Consider the following 20,345-nt stretch of genomic DNA (forward strand, 5'->3'; position numbering starts at 1 on the left):
CACATTTGCTCCAACAATTAGTATCATTGGACATCAAGGCTGTGGACCGATTGACGTACCGGAGCCCACCACTATTTGGTTATTAGGCTTAGGTTTACTTATTATCGCTAAGAGAAAGCAAGTTTAACCTTTGGATATTTAAAAACGGCTCCTTAGGAGTCGTTTTTATTTTTGCTGTGTATACATTTTAGGTATAACTGGCTTTTGCTAGATCATTTAATGAGCACAGTTCTAATCATCATTATCTTTATTACACAATATTAACCAATATTTACTTTTTGTTATCTTATGGGCACATTACGTTAACCTATAAGTACATCATTTACTTGACCATAAATATATAAAGTTAATTATTGCAATGACTTAAGGCACACCTGTTTAAATAAAAAACAACATACTATCTTATCTGCTATTATACAATTGTACAATTCTTGGAATAAGTTTTTTTGTTCTGTAAAAATTAAGTTTTTTATATGCTGAGCTATCAGCTATATAAAATGGTGTCTAATTTGAAACTTATCAAGCTACTCCTCTTTTTTTTGGTGTTATCTGCTGTGCCTAGCGCACAAGCGAGCTTTCAACCTTTGTTAGGCTCCGACCTAAATAACCAGTCGCTTTATGCCAGTGGTTATATAACTATGGGCGCACGTACAACTATTGGTGGTAATATTCAAAGTGCTACCGCGATAACACTGGCAGCAAATGCGATTGTTGGTGGTAATATCGAGGCAGGAACCGCAGTAACGCTTGGCGCAGCTGCTGGTGTAAATGGTTATATTCAAAGTGCAACAACCGTTACCCTAGGCGCGTCTGCTGTTGTCGACGGCTCTATTACTGCAGGTACTACAGCAACTGTCGGTGCGAGTGCAAAAATTGATGGCGAGCTGAACGCTGGCACAACAGTAACCATAGCGGCAACAGTTGAGGTTGGCGGTAATGTTTTGGCGGGCAGCACAGTAACGGTTGGCGCAAGTTCGCTTTTCGGGGGTGATGTTGATGCCGGAACTACCACCACTATTGGTGCTGGTGTTGGCATAGTTGGCGCGCTTACCGCTAGTTCTTTGAAAATTGTTGCACTGCCCACCATCGTTAATAGTCAGGAAGCGCTCATTACCTCTGTGCAACAAGATATAAAAGACCTGGGTACAGGAACAGAACTCGTATCAACCACTTTTGGCACCAATGACGAAACACTTGAAGCCGGTATCTACAGCACGATAAATTATTTAACCATAGCGATTGGTAAAACCTTAACGCTTGATGGCAAAGGCATGGATGGCTCTTGGATTTTTAACATTGCCAACTATCTGACCTTCTCTGCAAACGCAAAAGTGATATTGAAAGACGTTACTGATAACAGCACTATTATCTGGAATGTTCTTGGTGACAAAACCGGCTCAGCCGGTTACACACAATTGGGCGCGGGCGCTGAGGCTAGAGGTTATATTTTTGCTAGAGGTTTTGTTCAAACGGGTGCTGATTCAATGATAGCCGGCATAGGCAACGATTGCGGCGGTGCTTATTCAGCAAGTAACTTTATTGAATTTGGTGCTGATACCGTTATTGGTAAAAAAGATTGTACCAATGGCGAGCGCAGAGTTTCTGCAGATGGCATTGCCGTCACCCAAGTTCCTGAGCCTGCCACGCTGTGGTTATTCGCTCTAGCACTTTTCGGCTTAGCAATTAAGGCGCAACGTAAATTTGGAGCCTTTTTTATTAGTCTTTAACTAAGTTATGATCTTAACGTGAGTGTAACCAAAGCAATACCATGATCGGTACTTTCGCCATCTCGTTCAAAAATAGGATTAATTAAATGTCGATCATACGTGTCGTACGCACTGACCTGGTAAAGACTATCGTGATAACTAGCGTCAAAATCACATGATAATAATATATAATCAAGTACCGAGCTGCTCGCACCAAAATAATGTGTCGGAGTGCGCGGCACTTTTTCCTCTTCAGGCGTTTCATTTGTCACTGCTACTTGAAATAAATCCCAAGCATCTTGCAAGCAATATTTAGCAAGATAGGCATCACGGTCAATGGCCGAAACAAAACGTAGGGTATTGGTCAGTAAATGACTTAACACCCCATCAGTTAAGGTATTATTAAAGTCGCCCATTAATACCATTGGCTGACCGGTAGTCTCGCGCCGCGCTATTATTTCAATCATTAATAACGTCGCTTCACTGCCACGTTGTATCGTTGAGCCCCAACTACCCGCCACTTGTGCTTTTAGGCTTTCAATAATGGTTTGCTCTGGCGTGCGACTTATATTTTTATTATCGACTTCAATCATCGAACGCTTAGATTTAAAGTGCACAACATAACAATCACAGTTACCCATATGAGGCACATCAACCGTTGCCCTTAACACTTTTCGGCTAAAAGAGAATTCATCGGCTAAACCTAATGATAGTGCAAGCTCAGTGTTTGCTTTTACCGCAGCAACCTCAACAATAGGGTAACGAGATGCTATGGCAACAACAGGACGTCTGTAAATAAAGTCATCTATCACTTGAGGTTCATCAACCACTGCAAAATAACAATAACCCTGCCCTGCAACTAATTGCTGTAACGACTCGGGACTAAAGACTTCTTGAAAGCCAATAATGTCAGGTTGGTATTCACGTAAATATTCAGCAATCCAATGTTGCTTTTTACGCCACTGCTCAACACTATAAATTCGTTCAAATTCATAAAAAGCATTGGGCGGCTCAAGATAATTAAACAAATTAAAGGTAGCTATTTTAAGCTGTAAATTTGATACAGCTATAGAAGGCAGTATTGGATCTATTTCTTCTGGGGCTTTTTTATCTGGATAGTCGATAATGTTAACTCTAATAAACGTTGAACTGTGAGTATACCTGAGATAAAAAATTAAAAACCAACAAGATAAATTACCATTTAGCTAACAGCTTATTTACGTCACCTTTTGCTGTCTTTGATAACTTTTGTATTAATGAAAAAGGCACAAACTCATGATTAATTTTTTCTTCAATATCATCAAGCATAGATAACCATAGCTTTGCTGTCATCTCAGCATCAAATAACGCCCGGTGAAAGGCCCCATCTGATGGGATATTTTTATAACGGATCAGCGTACCTAGTTTATGATTAGGCGCATCTGTATTAATTCTGCGTGAGACAAGTAATGAACAAATAAATTGTCCCGAGTATTTTCGAGCAATGTTATTAAGCTCGGCGTCCAAGAATTTTTGATCAAAGGAAGCATTATGGGCAAGTAGATTATCGTCACCAAGAAAGTCGGCAAATTCTGCCATCACTTCACCACAAGAACCAACCTTAGCAAGCATCTGATTAGATATCCCGGTGTATTGTTCAATAAAACGACTGATCAGAAAACCAGGATTCATTAATGATTGAAATTTATCAGTAACTTTACCGTTTACAATTCTCACCGCACCTATTTCTATGGCTCTATCACCTTGATTGGGTGATAGTCCAGTGGTTTCAAAATCAAGTACCACTAACGAATTCGCATTTTCATGCATGTAGGTTAACCCTATAAATTTAAGCAGCGCTGATTTTAACGGCTCTATTTCAAAATGAAAGTAATCATTGTTCTCAAGCAATGTTAAATTATTCTGTTCAATAATCAACTTAGAAACTATACTGTATAAAAACACAGGTGAGATTTAAGTAATGAAAGTTATTCCTATTTACATTGAAGCAGGTATTTCAGGGTTTGAATCACCTGCAGCCGAATATAAAGAACTGGGTTTATCACTAGACAAACTCCTTATTAGGCATCCTAATGCGACATTTATCGGCCAAGCATCTGGTGAATCTATGCAGGGCGTAGGCATTTTTGATGGTGATTTACTTATCGTTGATCGCTCACTCACCGCCAGAAATGGTGATGTCATCGTGGCAAATTACAATGGCTGCTTTGTCTGTAAGTTGATTGATAAAAAACAAGCTCGGCTGTTATCAGCGTCGAAAGATTTTGCGCCGGTTAGCATTAAACCCGAAGACGACTTTCAATTAGAAGGTATCGTTACTCGCTCTATTCGACTCCATCATCAGGCTCCTGAATTAACCGCATGTATGCATTAGTTGATGCGGTATCTTTTTATGCCAGTGCCGAGAAAGTCTTCGATCCAAGCATAAGAAATAAACCCGTTGTGGTATTAACGAATAACGACGGCTGTATTTGTGCTGTTTGCCCAATTGCCCGCCGGTTGGGCATTCCAAAATTTACGCCCTACTTTCAAATAAAGGCCTTACTGCATAAACATGGCGTTGTGGTACGGTCTTCCAACTACGAGCTATATGCTGACTTAAGTGAAAGAATGATGAATGTTATTGCGAGGTATTGTGATGACCAATATATTTACTCAATTGATGAGTCATTTTTACATTTTAAAAACTATAGTGGCGTTATTAAAGATTGGCACCAATACGGCCATGAAATAAGACGTGCCATTTGGAAAGAAACCCGATTACCTGTGGGAGTAGGCTTTGGCACAACGTCAACCTTGGCTAAAGCAGCAAATCATGCGGCTAAAAAACTTGCCGGCTACAAGGGTGTAGCCGTTATTGATAACGCCCAGCGTGCTAAAGAAATATTAGAAAAAATGGCGGTAAATGAAGTTTGGGGAATTGGCAGTAAAATATCTCAACGACTCAAACAGCAAAATATTAGCACGGCTTATCAATTATCAGTGCAATGCCCTAAAGTTATGCGCAAGCAATTTAGTGTTCTCACTGAACGTACTGTCAACGAATTAAAGGGTATTAGCTGTTTAACCTGGGATGATGTAAAAGCACCTAAACAGGAAATATTCTCTACGCGTAGTTTTGGGCAACGTATTGTTGATATTCATACTTTGCAAGCAGCCTTAACCACCCATAGTACGATAGTCGCTAAAAAAGTAAGGCGTCAGTCTTCACTTATCAAAAAGCTGCTAGTGTTCGCTTCAAACTCTCCTCATGATGAAAATTATTACAAACAAACAATGGTTTATACTTTTACCGTAGCAACAGATAATAGTTGTGACATAGCTACGGCGGTAAGTTTAATGCTCGCTGAAATCTTTATACCCGGTGTGCACTTTTATCGTTGTGGTGTCGGTGCCATCGCTTTGGAAAGTAGACAATATCAACAAGCTGATTTATTTGTATCTGATAACTCAAACCCAATACTAATGAATTGCCTTGATAGCATTAACCGTCGTTATGGCAAAGGTACACTGACCTTAGGTGCAGAGGGGAAATCAGACGCTTGGCAAATGAAACGACACTTTTTAAGCCCACAGTATACAAGTAACTGGCGAGACATCCCCAAAATTCGCTGTTAACTTTATGAATAAGCATAGTCGCAGTAACAATAGGATCCGAATAGTTAAGGCTAAACCGGATAGCCGTATAAAAATGACCAAGGGCTATCGCGTTAAAAGATGTTCACACCCCATTTTAATGCCTCGTTATAGCAATTTAACAGTCTAGCCTCAGATATTTTATTGCGGTCAACAAAACGAGTAACATTCTTACTCGTTGATACTTCATAATGCTTAGCCAATGTTAACAGCTCCGACAGTTCACCTTGCTGCTCGGATAGCGCCAATTTTATATCGGATGAAAAAAGAAAACTTTTCACAACATCTGCCATGGGTAAATTTAATATTGCATCTAAATTACTCAATATTCCCGTTAGAAAGGCTTTTTCTTTGAGATGGCTAAATGATTTTTCTTCTGTTATCAGTTCCATCATTTTGGCACGTACTAATGACTCGATAAAAAGTTCTGGCGAACTTTCAGATGATAATGCTGACATTGATATAATTGCCACATACTGCTTTATTTTATTTGTACCCAGATAGGTAATGGCTTGCTTAATCGAGGTGATTTCAATGTTGCCACACTCTGCCGCACTGTTTACCAATTTTAATATACCACTTACTAACGTTACATCACGGCTAATAATCACAGTTAGTTGATTAAAGTCTAAATGCGGTTTGTGGGCCTCTAAGAAAAGTTGAATTAAATTAATTTTTAGCGGCGATACACATGTACCGGACTTTATCTCGGGTTTGTGAAAAAAGTAGCCTTGATAATAGTCTATAGCTATCGCTTTAAATTGTTGGTATTGCTTATTCGTTTCAATACGTTCAGCAATTATTTTTATATGGCTATTAGTTGATAGCAGCCGCTTTTTAAGTCCTTCTATTTGAGCGTAAGTAACCTGTTCAATATCAACTTTAATAATAGAAATATATGGAAAAAGCACTTCCCATTTACTTGCAAAATCATAATCATCCAAGGCAATTACGTAACCTTTTTTATAAAGTTGAGCAAGATTAAAAACGAGCTTATCAGAGATGTTTACTGTTTCTATAATTTCAACGACTATATCTTTTGGGTTAAACAACAAAGGCGAATTTTGTAACAAGGTAAACTCATCAAAATTAATAAAGGCCAATTTGCCAAAGCAAACATCAGCTAGATTACCCAATATATGATTTTGTAGTATGACTTTTGAGGTGGCTTTCTCGAGAGAGGATTCATTAAATACATTATCTAAGCTGTCTCTAAAGAGCAGTTCATAACCGATTGTTTTAAGATTGATGTCTAAAATCGCTTGTCTTGCGATGAAGGTATTTAATACAATTTCCATTAATTAAACCTATGAGATTTTATCATTAAAGGATAGTAGCTCTATGCAGAAAGTCTATCTAAATATTTATAAAATATAATAAAACATATCAACGCATGGTTAGTTGGGTGTACAGTGATAGCAGACTAATAAGCACTGATAAAATGAGTCAATAAATCTAATCGACTCTAGTCTTACCATGTAAATTATATTCAGTGAGCAAACTTAATATATCATTATACAAATCATTAACAATATTATAGTAGTGAACGTAAAACACCTTATTTATGGCACTTAACCTCAATTTAGACAACGAAAAGTTGATATTAATGCAATCAAAATAGATGAAAAATATATGTGTGATATAAAATTAACGCTTCAAAACGAAAATAAAGATTTATTAATGACTATTACGCCGGTCAAAGGGCAACCGAAAGCTAACTTAAAAAAACTACAAACGGCATTCAAATTATCTGCATATTCTACTTTTTTACTGATTGACGCAGCGATGGAGCTTCTACTAGCAGAGGTGGCTAAAGGTGATGAAAGTGATGAACAAAAATCAACTGCCGGTACGGGTTCAATTATAGCAAATGCTGTTGATGCGAGTTTAAAGGTCACATTAGCCCCTGAAAGTATGTCTGCCACATTAGAATTCACCGCAGCTTATGGCGGTAAAACCATTGAGAACCCAGCTGTTATAGCCATATTAAAAGAAAACAATATCACCAAAGGTATCATTAAAGAAAACCTCATCAATATTGTAAAAGAGGGCCGGTTACTTCAAGGAGGTAAAAGTATATCTACCGAAATAGCAAAAGGTAAAATGAGCAAAAATGGAAAGGATGGTTACGTAAAATATTTAGTCGATGACCCCGCAGAGCGAATTAGCTGTCCTAAAAAGCTCGAAAATGGCAATGTCGATATGCGTGAATTAGGTAATTTAATTCATGTAAAAGCCGGTAAAAAATTAGCGCAGTTAATACCGCCAACCGATGGTATTAAAGGCTTTGATGTGACTGGAACTATTATAGACGCAGTATCGGGTGAAACGTGTTTTCTAGAAGAGTCTGAAGGTTCGTCTTTTTTAGATGAAAACAATAACATACTTGTTGCTGTTATTGATGGTATGCCAAAATATTTAGAGAACAGTGTTGCGGTGCACAAGTTGTTGGAAATTGAAAATATAGATGTCGGCACCGGGAATATTCGTTTTGATGGCTCTATTTATGTGCAAGGCAATGTTTGTGAAGGTATGCAACTATCGGCAACTGAAGACATAGTCATCGGTGGCTTGGTTGAAACCGCTTCAATTTCCGCTGGTGGTAATATATCGATTGCACAGGGTATTATCGGTCGACAAGTGTCAGAAAAAAATGACTTAAAAAATAGCACTATGCTCCAAGCAGATGGAGATATTAGCGCGCAGTTTGCACAGTATGTCGATATTTTTTGCAAAAAAAATCTTAACATCACACAATATATTTCTCATAGTCAAATTACTGTTGAAGGTGATTTATGGGTGGGTAATATCGCTAATGAAAAAGCGGATGGAAAGATTTTTGGTAGCCGTGTGCTCGCCGGAGGTTCAGTTCATGTTGGCACTCTTGGCTCAGTTTGTGGCGCAATAACAAACATAAATTTCAATTATTGGTTCAAGATTGTCGAAGAGTTAAGAGTAATTGCTGATGAAGCCAACCATAAAATAATTAGGCGCTTGCCTAGAATATATAAATTATTACAAAAAGCTGGCAAGCTAGATAACGAAAATACTAAACAAATAAATCGCATTACCTATGCCTTAAAACAGCATTTATACTTGTTAGGTAAACTCAATAAAGAATGGCTAGAGAAAGGTAATAATATCGATGAACATTTAAATAATTTTGAGCTAGCAGCATATCAATCGATACTGTCTGGTGTAAATATTGAAGTTACCAATAAAAACTCTACTTTTAAGCGCGATCATCAAGCTACACAGATAAAATGGTTTGAAAATAAAATCAGTATAGAGCCAATAGTTAATTAATGGATATAACTTAAATTAATTAACCGTCAAACCCCACACTGATACGCTCGATAAAATTTAGACGTTTTAAATGTTTATCCGTGTATAACCCTGAACATCAATTACTCGGCATTAAATCACCGAGGTTAACACGAACATTATTCAGTTAACGAACAGCACAGCCATCACTTTATAAGTTCTGCATGCGTTTTTTTAATCTTTCTAAATCAATCGCGTTTGAGCGTACCGTAAGTTTAATGTGACTATACTCGTAGTCTTCCTTGGTAACACTCATACTCGATCGAATTTCACCTATGATACCTTTAGCGGTATAAGGAATAATAATCTCATCTTCAATCATATCGTCCTGCGCAGCGTTAACAATATATTTATGCAGCTTAGTGATATCAAGAGGATTGCGAGTAGAGGTGATCATAGCATCAGGAAACTCTTCCATCAGTGCTTGTTGCTGCTCAATGCTAAGTTGATCAGCTTTGTTCAGTACCAGTAATTTTTTACTGTCTTCAACACCAACTTCTGCCAGTACTTCGTGCACGACATCGAGTTGTGAACGAAAGGAAGCATCAGAAGCATCGACTACATATAAGAGTAACGAGGCATCATGAGCTTCGGCTAAAGTTGAATGGAACGAAGCAACTAAATCGTGTGGTAACTTTTTAATAAAACCGACCGTATCTGACACTAATATACGTGGTTGTGTGGCTGGGTATAGCGCACGAACTGTGGTATCTAGCGTCGCAAAAAGTTTGTTTTCACCAACGACATCACTGCCGGTAATCGCGCGCATCATTGATGATTTACCTGCATTGGTATAACCCACTAATGCCACACAAAAAAGCTCAGAACGTTGAGTCCGTCGGCCTTTCATCTCATGTTGAACACTGACCAATTCGCGCTTAAGGTCTGCTAATTGGTCACGCACTGCTCGGCGGTTTAGCTCGAGCGTTGTTTCACCAGCACCTTTACCCATCTGACGTTCTTTATCACCACATGACGTTTCTCTAAGTCGTGGCGCTACGTAGTTAAGGCGCGCAATCTCAACTTGTAGCTTCGCTGTTTTAGTACGGGCATGGCGACTAAATATTTCGATAATAATACCGGTACGATCAAAAACCTCTACGCCTAATTGATTTTCGACATTACGCAACTGAGAGGGACTTAAGTCGCAATCAAAGACCACCACATCAGCACAACCAAACGGCAGATTGTCTGAGGGTATATCTGAAGGCACACCAGAAAGTTCAGTTTCATCGAGTAAATCGTCAGCATCGTCTAAACCCTCAACGACACCCTGGTTACCGGTAAGATGGGCTATTTCTGCCAGTTTACCTAAACCCAGTACATTAACTTTTTTAGTTGAACTCTGTTTTTGAGACTGAGTGCCAACGACTTTAAAGCCGAGTGTTGTCACTAAACGCGCAAGCTCTGCAAGTGATTCTGTTGCTTCATCACCTTTAAAATGCGGTGTACAAATAGAAATAAGTAAAGCGTTAGTAAGTGATGCTTTTGCTGTTAGTTGCATAATTATTTATGTTAGTGCACCTGAATGAAGTGCAAACCTAAGTTTTTATCTAAAGTAGTGTCATCCTACGCTGTTATAGCTAAGCTTTATAGGGTAATGGCAGACTAAATAGCGAGTTTATTTTAGTTGATAAGAAATCACTGAATGATGTCGGTGGCAGATCCCTCCATTAAGATAATAAACGCAGTTTAGTAAGAGTCCGCACGATTATTATTTACAGTCGACCAAAGCCTAAAGCTTGCTGTCGTCTATTAACAAAAGATTGATAATACCAACAGATTTTAATTATCTTCTTTACTATTCTTTGACTATACTACTCACTCATTAACAATTAGTTAGTAGTCTTATATTCATGTCCAAAATATCAATACCAAAAATATTAAGCGGGCTATTTTTTACCTATCTACTTTTATTCTCTACGATATCAACAGCGCAGCAAATCATAAAAGTGGGTGTGGGTAACTTCCCTCCTTTTTTTATTGAAAAAGACACGCAAGGTTTATTTGTCGAAGTCATTGATGAAATATTCAAAAATCTTCCACAATATAAAGTGCAATACATCCCGATGAGTAACAACCGGATATTGCATGAAATAAACTATGGTAAGTCAATTGATATTGCTTCTAACATTTTTCCTAGCTCAAAGGTCAAAGCCCATTTATCCGAGCCTGTTTTTCGCTTTAGAGACGTAGCAATTTCGAAAAAACTAAGCCAATTAACAATAAATGACGTAGCTGACTTGCAAGAAAAGTCGATTGCAGCATATCAGGGAGCAACGGAGTTACTCGGTGAAAAATTCAAACAAATGGCGGTAGAAAATACAGAATATTCTGAGCATGCTCACCCTAAAGAAACCACACAATTAATGCTTTCGGGAAAAAAGGATATTAGAGTCGGTGATATCAACGTATTTTGGTACGATTTAAGTAACAAACATTTCAATAATGATGCAAGCGTCGCCCGTAACAATTTCACCGTACATTATTTATGGCCATTTACTTATTCGCACATGGCTTTTAAAGACAAGTCGCTAAAAGATGCAGTAAATAAAGTCATAAAAGAATTAAAGAAAAATGGCTCGATAGAAAAAATATATGCCAGCCATGAAATGCAAAAGTAGCGTAGTGTTATTTATGACAACTCAATGGGCTGGCGTTATTTTACGCAATAAACACAAGATATAGCACTGGATATGTTTATTGCGTTACTGCAATCAATAACCATTAAATAATTACAACTTTCAGACGTAGATAAAAACGATATATTATGGTTTTAAAGATAGCGCTCGTTGTTCTTTATATAAAGCTCGTTCAAGCCAATAATCAACACTCACATAACGCCCTGCCCCAATAAATAAAAGGGCTAATAGCATAATAAAGTAAGTCACAGAGAACTCAATACCGTTATTTAACATCACCACACTACCGCTTGACGTTATATAATCATAATTAGTATGTTCTTGTAGCACTTCTTTTACGATAGCTAATTTATTAGAGGCTTCAATGACTCTTTCATTGGCAAAAGGAGCACTTGGGTCTGTTATCGCTTGCCAGCCATTATCCCAATGTACCGTACCCGCCGCGACTATCATAGTGAACATTAATGGCACTGAAAACCACCTTACGGCAAAGCCAAAAAAAAGTGCTATCGCACCAAAAAATTCGGTTGCTGTTGCTAACAATGCCATCAAAAATGGAAACGGAAGCCCTAGGCCCCATTCAGTATTACCAAACCATTCAACAATTCCTTCAAAACCGGCTATCTTTTTAGTACCCGCCATCCAAAATACTGGCACTAAATACATTCTCAGTAATAGCGGTGCTAAAAAATCAACTTGTTGAGTTTTATTTAACAAGGCGTGAATTTTTATTAACTGTGTTTTCAATGTTTATTCCTTATCAAAAGTGACACTAAAAAAAGGGTCTTTAAATTAAATAGTGATTTTCAATTAATTATTCGTTAACTTAGTTATTTGATGCGCTCAAATTAAAAAGGTTACAACTTTTTTGAAAAAACAACCTTTAGCTACTTCAATGAAAGATATCGATAACGAAAATAAACTTATTGAGGGGCTGATCAATAATAACGATTTAGCTTACGAGGCATTAGTACGTCAATACGGCGCGAAAATGTATACGGTTGCATGGCGTTTTTTTTCCACTGATGACGATGCACAGGAGTGTTTGCAAAAAGCCTTTATTCAAGTTTTTAAAAATATCCCCTCTTTTAAAAAAAATTCAAACTTGTCGACTTGGCTGCACCGTATTACGGTCAATGAAGCATTAATGATGCTTCGACAAAAGAAAAGACAACATACATCCTCATTAGAGACCTTTTATCAGCAATACAATGACTATGGAGAGCGTACTGTGTTTGCTGATAATTTAGGTCATAGCTTAAGCCATAATCTCAGTAATAATATTGAAATGATATTTGAAAAAGGTGAAACAAAATTATCGCTTAATGAGCTTATTTACCAACTTCCTGAAAAATATTGTAACGTTATACTGCTTAGAGACATCCAAGAGTTAAGCACTAAAGAAACGGCTGAAATTTTAGCAATATCTGAAGCTTCAGTGAAAACTCAATTACACCGAGCTAGGTTGCTTTTAAAAGCTATTTTAGAACAGGAAGACAAAGAAAGCGCAGAGAAAAATTGGACGGTAAACTGATATGTTAATGATTAAACGATTGATGACCCAGCATATGCCAGGTATGTTGACCTGTGAAGAGGTTGACGGTTTTTTATATGATTTTCATGACGGTAATTTGTCTTATATTGAACGCTTTAAATTTAAACTGCACTTAAGTATGTGCCCTGAATGTAGAGATTATCTTGATGGCTATAAAAATGCCATTCGTATGTCTCAGACAGGATTTATTAAAGCGAATAAAAGCACAGAGGTGCCAGAAGATCTTATGCAAGCTATCTTAAAAAGTCGAACGTCTAAATAATTCATTTTATTAATTCTACTATTGGACATTTAACAGAATGATCACCAGTCAATTGGAAATTATTGAACAAGGCCAGTTGTACCTTAAGACTGTCTCTAAAAAAAATTATGCGGAAATCATCTTGCCTAACTTTATCAGTTCTGCCGGTACGCATATGCGGCATATTATTGATCATTATTTAGCGATAATATCAGGTATTGAAAATAAGATGATTAACTATGACCTCAGGGTTCGTGGTGGTCAAATAGAGTTATCGCCTGAACTTGCCGGAGTAAAATTAAATGAAATAGCAAATTGGATACAAAGCATGTCCGAAGACAAGCTCAATAAAGTGATTACATTAGCGACCGAAGTTTCAGTCACCAATAAAAACATTCAAAAAGTACAAACCTCTATTGCTAGGGAGTTGGTTTTTGCCGGCAGCCATGCAGTTCATCATTATGCCATGATTGCTCAAATAACTTTTGCTCAACACAGTGCAGCGCAAACAGCGGAATTACCACAAAATTTTGGTTTTGCACCTGCTACCGCAACATTTTTAAGGCAAGCTGCTGAATTACCTGTTGATGCAGAAAGTGAAAATGCCATCATGTCAGCGATAAATTAAATGTGCACACTAACTTATTTACTCAATAATAATGGCTATGAGCTGTTTTTTAATCGTGATGAACAACGCTCACGTTTGTTAGCCACGCCACCTAAATATCATCCAAGGAGTAACGCCATTTACCCAGTAGATCCTGTTGGTGGTGGTACTTGGATTGCCGTTAGCAAAAAAGGCTTGGCGCTTGCTTTATTAAATAATTACCAAGCACCACCTAATACCCACAATAACGTCATCAGTCGTGGTCAACTTATTCTTACTTTACTACAAGGTCGAGGAAGTATTATTGCGCAATTGAAAACAATGAATTTACACGTTTTCCAGCCTTTTCAACTGTGCGTTTTTCCTGAAGATTTATCGATTAACAAGCCAAATATTCACTGTGTAAAGTGGAATGGTAAGCAACTTATAGAAGTGAGCGTAGATGTTGAGGCTGATTTACCGATAACATCATCAAGTATTGATTTTATTGCCGTGCGCCAAAATAGAAAACATCGCTTTGAACGATTAGTTGATGGTAATAAGCCATTGTCAAAGCAACACAAAGACTTTCACTTTTCAACAGAAAAAGACAGTAAGTACTCGGTAAATATGCAAAGAAAAGATGCAAGAACGGTCAGTATTTCTCACTTATCAGTAAAGACTTGTCTCGTTGAAGAAAGTGAAATTTGTTTCAAATATTTTGATAATGTCGTGCAAAAATCTTACACAACTTCATCTCCAAAAGAAAAAAACACTGAATTCGCCCAACATTTTTAATCACTCAAATGTCATTGAGTTCATCTCTTTTATTATAATTTAAATACGCTGTTTTAGCTGAACCTAAATAAAGTTTTAATAGCTTATCAGGCGCTGCTGGTAAATTAACACTGAGTAATAAGCCCGGTGTATCATTGAAATGAACATCTATGCCAGTGCAGTGAAACTTAGCCCCTAACTTATAATATTGCTTCAATAATACCGGGACATCTTTACCGTCTGCTTCGATGCCCATCACTAATGCCGACAGCTCATTTAACACGACAGGCGCGGCGCTAATAAAATCTTTTACTTCTGGATGAAGTTGTCCTGCGAAGGGTGTTTTAGCGTTGACGCCACCTTTATCTGTTACCATAATTTCATCAATTAATGCGACTGAGCGAGGATCATATAATTTGCTCAATGATACCGTGCCATACAATGTTCTGTAATGTGGATTTTGACAGACAAAGGCACCAATACCTTTCCATAATAACAGCAAGCCATGAAAACTGTTTTGATGCGCGGCGATAATAAATGAACGGCCCATTTCTAAACAAGGTTGTTGCTGATTAATAAACTCAGGGCCAAAATTAAACATTTGCGCAAGATAAAGTTGTGATACATCGCTATTTTTTTGTAAAAGATCGGTCTGTCCTATTCGATAAGCACCAATGATTTCTTCATTTTTATGGTCAAAAATAAATAAGTGCATATACGTTGCATCAAATTTATCGGTATCGCACGCTTCACCACTGCCTTCATCTAAGGTTCTAAAAGTTATTTCACGTAATCGAGTTATTTCTTTTACACAATGCGGAATTTGCTGTTGATAACCGTAATAAACAGCAAATGACTTAAAGTTGACTAAGTGCTGTTCTTCGGGCAGTTGAGCAAGCTCTCTTTTCATTGCTTTTTTGTCCACCATCGGAATAACTGCTTCAAATGATGTTCTTTGCTCATGCTCAGGCCAAGGGCTAAAATAGTTATCATCATTTAAATAGCATTGTAAGCGGACAAAGTCATTCATTCTTTTAGTACCATTAAATTCATTAAGTTGCTTTATGGTGAGCAGATTATTGGTTTTTAAAGCGATTTTATGTGCTTGTAATTTAAACATTTCATGCGCTAACATCAGTAATCGAAAACGATAATAGATTCTGCCCATATTATGAAAAAGTTTGCTATTAGCACCTGATATAAAAACAGGTAAGATAGGCGAGTCTGTTTTTGTGGCAAGCTTGATAGTGAGTCGATTCCAATCAGCATCGGCAATTCGTTGTTTATCCGCTTGAAAAAAAGCGACACGCCCTGCCGGGAATATAACCACTAAACCATCATTTTCGAGGTGGCGAAAACATTGTTTTATCGCCAAGCCATTTATCATCGCTTTAGGCTTTAATGGATTAGCAAAGATAAAGTAATCTTTAATTTCTTTAAATATTTTTAAACCAACGTTTGCCATCACCTTAGTATCAGCGCGAACCTCGGTTAATAAATGCGCAATAATAACCCCTTCAATCATGCCGTAAGGATGATTGCAGACCACAATACAACGACCACGTTGCGGTACTTTTGCCAAAACATCATTAACACCAGAAACCTGAACACCTAAGCCATTGAGTAATTTTTGTGAAAATTCCTGCTTATTTAATCCAGATAACTCACAAGCTTCATAAACCCTGCGCAGTTTACTTATCCCTAATAACTTGTCCCAAAAAGGACCGGTGATTTTAAGCATCATTCCCAGCAACGTATTAGGCGCCATAGCAGCAAGGCGTAGGTCTGAATAAGGTTTTTCTAGCGGTTCATTGTTCATAAAGTCTTCAGTCATAAGGGAGTAATTGGGTTAACTTGATTAAATAGCTTCCCAGTTAACTCTCGATAATATTTTAGATGTTAGAAGCTAGGTAAAGGTTACAAATTTTACTGAAAGAATTAAAGCTCTAATAAGACTTTTGCTATCTAAAGGCTGAGTTTATCAATAATAGCTATTGCCCCCTTGTACTTAGTCCGTAGCCAGTCGAAGGGGTGAACTCTTTAGCTGTATTGCTGACACTTATCGCTTAAGCATCTGATAAGGTTTAGTTAACTATAGTCATTAGCTCGCATCTTGTTGCTAATTAAATATCATAAAAACGTGCTTTTCACTCAAGATTAACTAAGATTATAAAAAAAGTAATAATGATAACGCACTAAGCGGTTAATAAGGGAATATGTAAGATGAGCTATTTAGACGAAACGTTAATTAAAGGCGAAATAGCTTCTGGTATTCTAACATTAAATGCTGACTACGTATTAGTAGCAGTAAACACTCAATATTTGTTGATGACAGGGCTTGATAAAAACGACTTACTCGGCGGTTCAATTGATAAAATTGATAAAATTTCTGCAGATATAATTCAGCACAATAACAGTAACTCCACTTTTGGTCATTTTAGTTCAACTTTACAGCGAAAGGATGGTGGACTGATTCCTGTAGACGTTTGTTTTTTCTCTCAGCCGACAGATAGCAAAGAGCAAACATTACTCTTTTTTAAAGAAACTAACTATAACGATATTACTAAATCTAATATTTCTATTATTGAACAAATTTTTGACCATACTAATGAAGCGATTATAGTGACCGATAATCAAGGCTATATACAAACAGTCAATAAAGGTTTTTCCCATATCACCGGGTACACACAAGAAGAAGTTTGGGGTAAAACCCCTGCGATCCTCAACTCAGGAAAACAAGATAAATACTTTTATAAACAATTTTGGCGAAAGCTTATTAATGAGGGATGTTGGCAAGGTGAAATTTGGAATAAAAGGAAAAATGGTGAAATTTACCCTGAATGGTTAAATATAAGCAGTATAAAAGACAGTCACGGTCACATTTCTAATTATATATGTCAGTTTACCGATATTACCAGTCGAAAAAAGTCTGAAGAAGAAATGCACTTTCACGCCTATCACGACACATTAACCAGCTTGCCTAACAGGCATTTATTATTTGAAAAACTTGAACATTTATTTGAACTTCATCGAGAAACTCCGACCTGTTTTGCTGTGCTTTTTTGTGATTTAGATAGATTTAAATTTATTAATGATTCACTCGGGCACGAAGTAGGAGATGAGTTATTAAAGAGTGTCGCAAATAGGCTTAATGCTAAATTACGTGACAATGACATTATAGCAAGAAGTGGTGGAGATGAATTTATAGTTGTTGTTGAGGGAGAAAAGTCGCTAATAAATTTAGATAAAATTTGTGAACAAATATTATCGCTGTTTGACAAACCTTTTCAGACAAAATTTGGTGAATTTAAAACAACAATCAGTATCGGTGTAAGTACATTCCCTCTGGACTCCCTTGATGTTAGAGAGCTTATCTCTTTTGCTGATGTTGCTATGATGAAAGTAAAAAAGTCAGGAGGGAATCATTACTCATTATTTGATACAAAAGAAAAAGAACTAATTAAACAAAGAATGGAGCTTGATAGAGAGATTTACCAAGCGATTGAAAAACAGCAGTTTGAAGTGTGGTATCAACCACAAATCAATGCAGATTCCGGTGAGGTTTATGGTATTGAATGCTTACTTAGATGGATTCATCCAGAGCAAGGGACTATATCACCTGCCCTTTTTATTCCAATAGCAGAAGCAAATGGCTCGATTAAAGAACTAGGGTACTTTGTCTTAAAAAGCGCATGCCGACAACTGCGAGCGTGGCGAATTAGCAATTTATTTACCGGTGTGATGGCAATTAATGTTTCATTAAGACAGTTTGATCGCAATGACCTTTTTGCTCAAGTTCAAAAAGTATTAACTGAAGAAATGATCCCTGGCAGTGCCATTGAGCTTGAAGTCACTGAATCTCTTTTTTCTGAAGATAATAATCACCACACTCCTATTTTAGTGGCTTTAAGGGAATTAGGTGTCAAAGTTGCAATTGATGATTTTGGTACCGGCTATTCTTCGTTGCAACGCTTAAAAAGTTTACCTATTGATAATGTAAAAATTGATAAATGCTTTGTTGATAATATTGTTGATTGTCCTGAAGACAGAGCAATAGTAATGGCATTAATTTTGTTATCAAAAACCTTTAACGTTAGCCTCATTGCTGAAGGTATAGAGACGCAAGACCAAGCAGATAAGTTGTGTGAGTTAGGCTGTAGTAACCATCAGGGTTTTCTTTACAGTAAACCGCTAAATGCGAGTGATTTTGAAAAATGGTTGTTAGCATTCAAACAAAAAAATCAAAATAACATTCAACAAAAAAGAAAATAACGAATGAAATCAATTAACTTACAGAATCATCCTGACGTTATCATGATCTATCAAGATAAAGAGGATGTAACTTTAGCACTGCAGCAAATATTAGCATTAGATATTAAGTTTAAAGCTTATAAATATGATCCAAAAAATATCAATAAAATAGCAGAGATGAAGCCTAAAGTTTTGTTATTATCATCAAACAATGTAAAAAATACCATACAATATTATATTAATTTCTTAGAGGAATATAAGCAGAATATAGCAGCACATAGTGCTATTTTACTCATTAATAACCGTGAAACTTCTCGCGCTTATTTAGCCTGTGAAAACGGACTTTTTGATAATTATGTCATTATTAATCCATTGAATGAACCTTATCGATTAAAGCTTATATTGCTACAAGAATTACAGCTCATAGAAAGCCATAAGCATACTAGTTTAGAGCAACTGGTCTCTGCGGGTGAAGATGAACTTGCTTCATGTATAGAACATGGTGTTGCACTTAAAAAATCGTTTCTGCATGAAATAAAAAAGTGTGAAGCCGGTATCTTACTTGCCGCTGATAAAGCGGTTGATAATAAGGATGCTAAAAAAGTATTACAAAATCTAATTGGCTTTACTTTAGAAGAGATGAATGAAAATGTATCGGGCAACATTGAAAACATCATAGAACAATTAATAGATTTAAAAACCAATAAAGATGTTATTAAACATGGAGTTGATAAATTTCACAACCCTAAAAACAAAACAATTGTTGGTGTTAACCCTGAATTATTGACCGCTGATGATGAGAAAGGCGCAACCAGAAAAACTGCTCGTTATAAAGTGTTAATTGCCGAGCCATCTAATTTATTTACTCGCGTAATTGAAGAGATATTTTCTGAAACTGTATTTAAGTATCTCTTAGTCAACGATGGACAAGTAGCCCTGTCAAAAATAACAACATTTAAACCTGATGTAATCCTGCTTGCCTATGACTTACCAACAATTAACGGCCTTGATATTACAAAAAGTATTCGCGAAGAAGGTAATAATGTTCCCGTCATTGCGTATATTCATCATCGTGATAAGGCAGTGATTAAGTCATGGGTTCCATTAGGCTTAAGTGGTTATTTGATTAAACCATCAAAGAAAAGTATGATTTTGAAAAGCGTTACCGAAGCGGTACAAAATCCAATCGAAGTTATTCCTCATAATAAAGCGGCGAGTAGATCTGAAATAGCCTGGGTTGCCGAATACTCGGTAGGTAATAAAGAGATTGATGAACAACATAAAGTACTCTTTACGATTATCAATGATTTTTTTCAACAAGAGAGTAAGCAGGCCGCTATCATGACTTTTAAAAATTTATCTTCATATATCGATTTACATTTTGAGACTGAAGAGAATTTATTAAGACAAATCAATTATCCTGACACTGAAGATCATATAAAAAAGCACGCTGAGCTAAGAAATAAATTTCATTTACTTGAAGAAAAACTAACAGATTATCATAGGTTGGACATTAAGAGATAATTGGATCTAGGCCGCACTTTAATCGTCCTTTTTCCTTATCTCTTGTCGGGTTCGCTCTTTGAGCATACTTTGACAAAAAATTGATAGTTTTTTGCCATGTTTT

The 20,345-nt window shown here is 36.8% G+C and carries 18 protein-coding genes; 12 read left to right on the forward strand and 6 right to left on the reverse strand.

Translation table 11 applies throughout. The annotated features are described in order from the left end of the window. Positions 1 to 49: 49 nt before the first annotated feature. A complete protein-coding gene (locus ESZ26_RS19665; RefSeq protein ID WP_223271737.1) occupies positions 50 to 127 on the forward strand; it encodes a PEP-CTERM sorting domain-containing protein in 78 nt (25 codons plus the stop codon). 382 nt (positions 128 to 509) lie between these two features. Beyond that, positions 510 to 1,727, forward strand: coding sequence for an ice-binding family protein (locus tag ESZ26_RS18055; RefSeq protein ID WP_223813319.1), 1,218 nt, complete (start codon positions 510 to 512; stop codon positions 1,725 to 1,727). 5 nt (positions 1,728 to 1,732) lie between these two features. On the opposite strand, the gene ESZ26_RS18060 is transcribed toward ESZ26_RS18055, so the two are convergent. Together ESZ26_RS18060 and ESZ26_RS18065 are read right to left on the reverse strand one after the other, a co-directional pair. Beyond that, positions 1,733 to 2,734, reverse strand: a complete 1,002-nt coding sequence (locus ESZ26_RS18060) for an endonuclease/exonuclease/phosphatase family protein (RefSeq protein ID WP_146801077.1) — start codon at positions 2,732 to 2,734, stop codon at positions 1,733 to 1,735. Between the two features lie 166 nt (positions 2,735 to 2,900). Then, complete coding sequence (locus ESZ26_RS18065; protein WP_146801105.1) at positions 2,901 to 3,515, reverse strand: 3'-5' exonuclease; 615 nt, start codon at positions 3,513 to 3,515, stop codon at positions 2,901 to 2,903. A 151-nt stretch (positions 3,516 to 3,666) separates the two neighbouring features. Here ESZ26_RS18065 and ESZ26_RS18070 point away from each other — a divergent pair, with 151 nt between their 5' ends. Continuing rightward, positions 3,667 to 4,080: a LexA family protein gene (locus ESZ26_RS18070; protein ID WP_146801079.1), complete on the forward strand. Its 414-nt coding sequence runs from the start codon at positions 3,667 to 3,669 to the stop codon at positions 4,078 to 4,080. Further along, complete coding sequence (locus ESZ26_RS18075; protein ID WP_146801081.1) at positions 4,068 to 5,324, forward strand: Y-family DNA polymerase; 1,257 nt, start codon at positions 4,068 to 4,070, stop codon at positions 5,322 to 5,324. Before ESZ26_RS18070 ends, ESZ26_RS18075 begins: the two co-directional genes overlap by 13 nt. 92 nt (positions 5,325 to 5,416) lie before the next feature. Here ESZ26_RS18075 and ESZ26_RS18080 read toward each other — a convergent pair whose 3' ends face one another. Next, positions 5,417 to 6,640, reverse strand: coding sequence for an EAL and HDOD domain-containing protein (locus ESZ26_RS18080; RefSeq protein ID WP_146801083.1), 1,224 nt, complete (start codon positions 6,638 to 6,640; stop codon positions 5,417 to 5,419). A gap of 334 nt (positions 6,641 to 6,974) precedes the next feature. On the opposite strand from ESZ26_RS18080, the gene ESZ26_RS18085 reads away from it, so the two are divergent. Next, entirely contained in the window at positions 6,975 to 8,648 is a 1,674-nt protein-coding gene (locus ESZ26_RS18085; protein ID WP_146801085.1) for a flagellar assembly protein A, read from the forward strand. Positions 8,649 to 8,817: 169 nt separating this feature from the next. On the opposite strand, the gene hflX is transcribed toward ESZ26_RS18085, so the two are convergent. Continuing rightward, positions 8,818 to 10,170: a GTPase HflX gene (gene hflX, locus ESZ26_RS18090; protein WP_146801087.1), complete on the reverse strand. Its 1,353-nt coding sequence runs from the start codon at positions 10,168 to 10,170 to the stop codon at positions 8,818 to 8,820. Positions 10,171 to 10,522: 352 nt separating this feature from the next. Between hflX and ESZ26_RS18095 the strand changes: the two genes are divergently transcribed. After that, entirely contained in the window at positions 10,523 to 11,290 is a 768-nt protein-coding gene (locus ESZ26_RS18095) for a substrate-binding periplasmic protein (RefSeq protein ID WP_146801089.1), read from the forward strand. Positions 11,291 to 11,434: 144 nt separating this feature from the next. Here ESZ26_RS18095 and ESZ26_RS18100 read toward each other — a convergent pair whose 3' ends face one another. Further along, positions 11,435 to 12,055, reverse strand: a complete 621-nt coding sequence (locus ESZ26_RS18100; protein WP_223271731.1) for an HvfX family Cu-binding RiPP maturation protein — start codon at positions 12,053 to 12,055, stop codon at positions 11,435 to 11,437. Between the two features lie 121 nt (positions 12,056 to 12,176). Between ESZ26_RS18100 and ESZ26_RS18105 the strand changes: the two genes are divergently transcribed. Genes ESZ26_RS18105 through ESZ26_RS18120 form a run of 4 tightly spaced genes read left to right on the forward strand, consistent with a single transcriptional unit; the run spans position 12,177 to position 14,488 of the window. Continuing rightward, positions 12,177 to 12,842 carry an RNA polymerase sigma factor gene (locus tag ESZ26_RS18105; RefSeq protein ID WP_146801091.1) on the forward strand — a complete coding sequence of 222 codons (666 nt, stop codon included), beginning with the start codon at positions 12,177 to 12,179 and terminating at the stop codon, positions 12,840 to 12,842. Position 12,843: 1 nt separating this feature from the next. After that, a complete protein-coding gene (locus ESZ26_RS18110; RefSeq protein WP_146801093.1) occupies positions 12,844 to 13,125 on the forward strand; it encodes a zf-HC2 domain-containing protein in 282 nt (93 codons plus the stop codon). A gap of 37 nt (positions 13,126 to 13,162) precedes the next feature. Further along, positions 13,163 to 13,732 (forward strand): hypothetical protein, encoded by a 570-nt coding sequence (locus tag ESZ26_RS18115; RefSeq protein ID WP_146801095.1) that lies wholly within the window; start codon positions 13,163 to 13,165, stop codon positions 13,730 to 13,732. Continuing rightward, a complete protein-coding gene (locus tag ESZ26_RS18120; protein ID WP_146801097.1) occupies positions 13,733 to 14,488 on the forward strand; it encodes an NRDE family protein in 756 nt (251 codons plus the stop codon). It abuts the gene before it with no gap. Positions 14,489 to 14,492: 4 nt separating this feature from the next. On the opposite strand, the gene ESZ26_RS18125 is transcribed toward ESZ26_RS18120, so the two are convergent. Further along, positions 14,493 to 16,286 carry a bifunctional lysophospholipid acyltransferase family protein/GNAT family N-acetyltransferase gene (locus ESZ26_RS18125; protein WP_146801099.1) on the reverse strand — a complete coding sequence of 598 codons (1,794 nt, stop codon included), beginning with the start codon at positions 16,284 to 16,286 and terminating at the stop codon, positions 14,493 to 14,495. Positions 16,287 to 16,690: 404 nt separating this feature from the next. On the opposite strand from ESZ26_RS18125, the gene ESZ26_RS18130 reads away from it, so the two are divergent. Next, positions 16,691 to 18,739, forward strand: coding sequence for a sensor domain-containing protein (locus ESZ26_RS18130; protein WP_146801101.1), 2,049 nt, complete (start codon positions 16,691 to 16,693; stop codon positions 18,737 to 18,739). A gap of 3 nt (positions 18,740 to 18,742) precedes the next feature. Beyond that, positions 18,743 to 20,242 carry a hemerythrin domain-containing protein gene (locus ESZ26_RS18135; RefSeq protein ID WP_146801103.1) on the forward strand — a complete coding sequence of 500 codons (1,500 nt, stop codon included), beginning with the start codon at positions 18,743 to 18,745 and terminating at the stop codon, positions 20,240 to 20,242. The last annotated feature ends 103 nt before the right edge of the window (positions 20,243 to 20,345 follow it).

Source organism: Colwellia hornerae (genome assembly GCF_007954355.1).
Lineage (GTDB): Bacteria > Pseudomonadota > Gammaproteobacteria > Enterobacterales > Alteromonadaceae > Colwellia_A > Colwellia_A hornerae.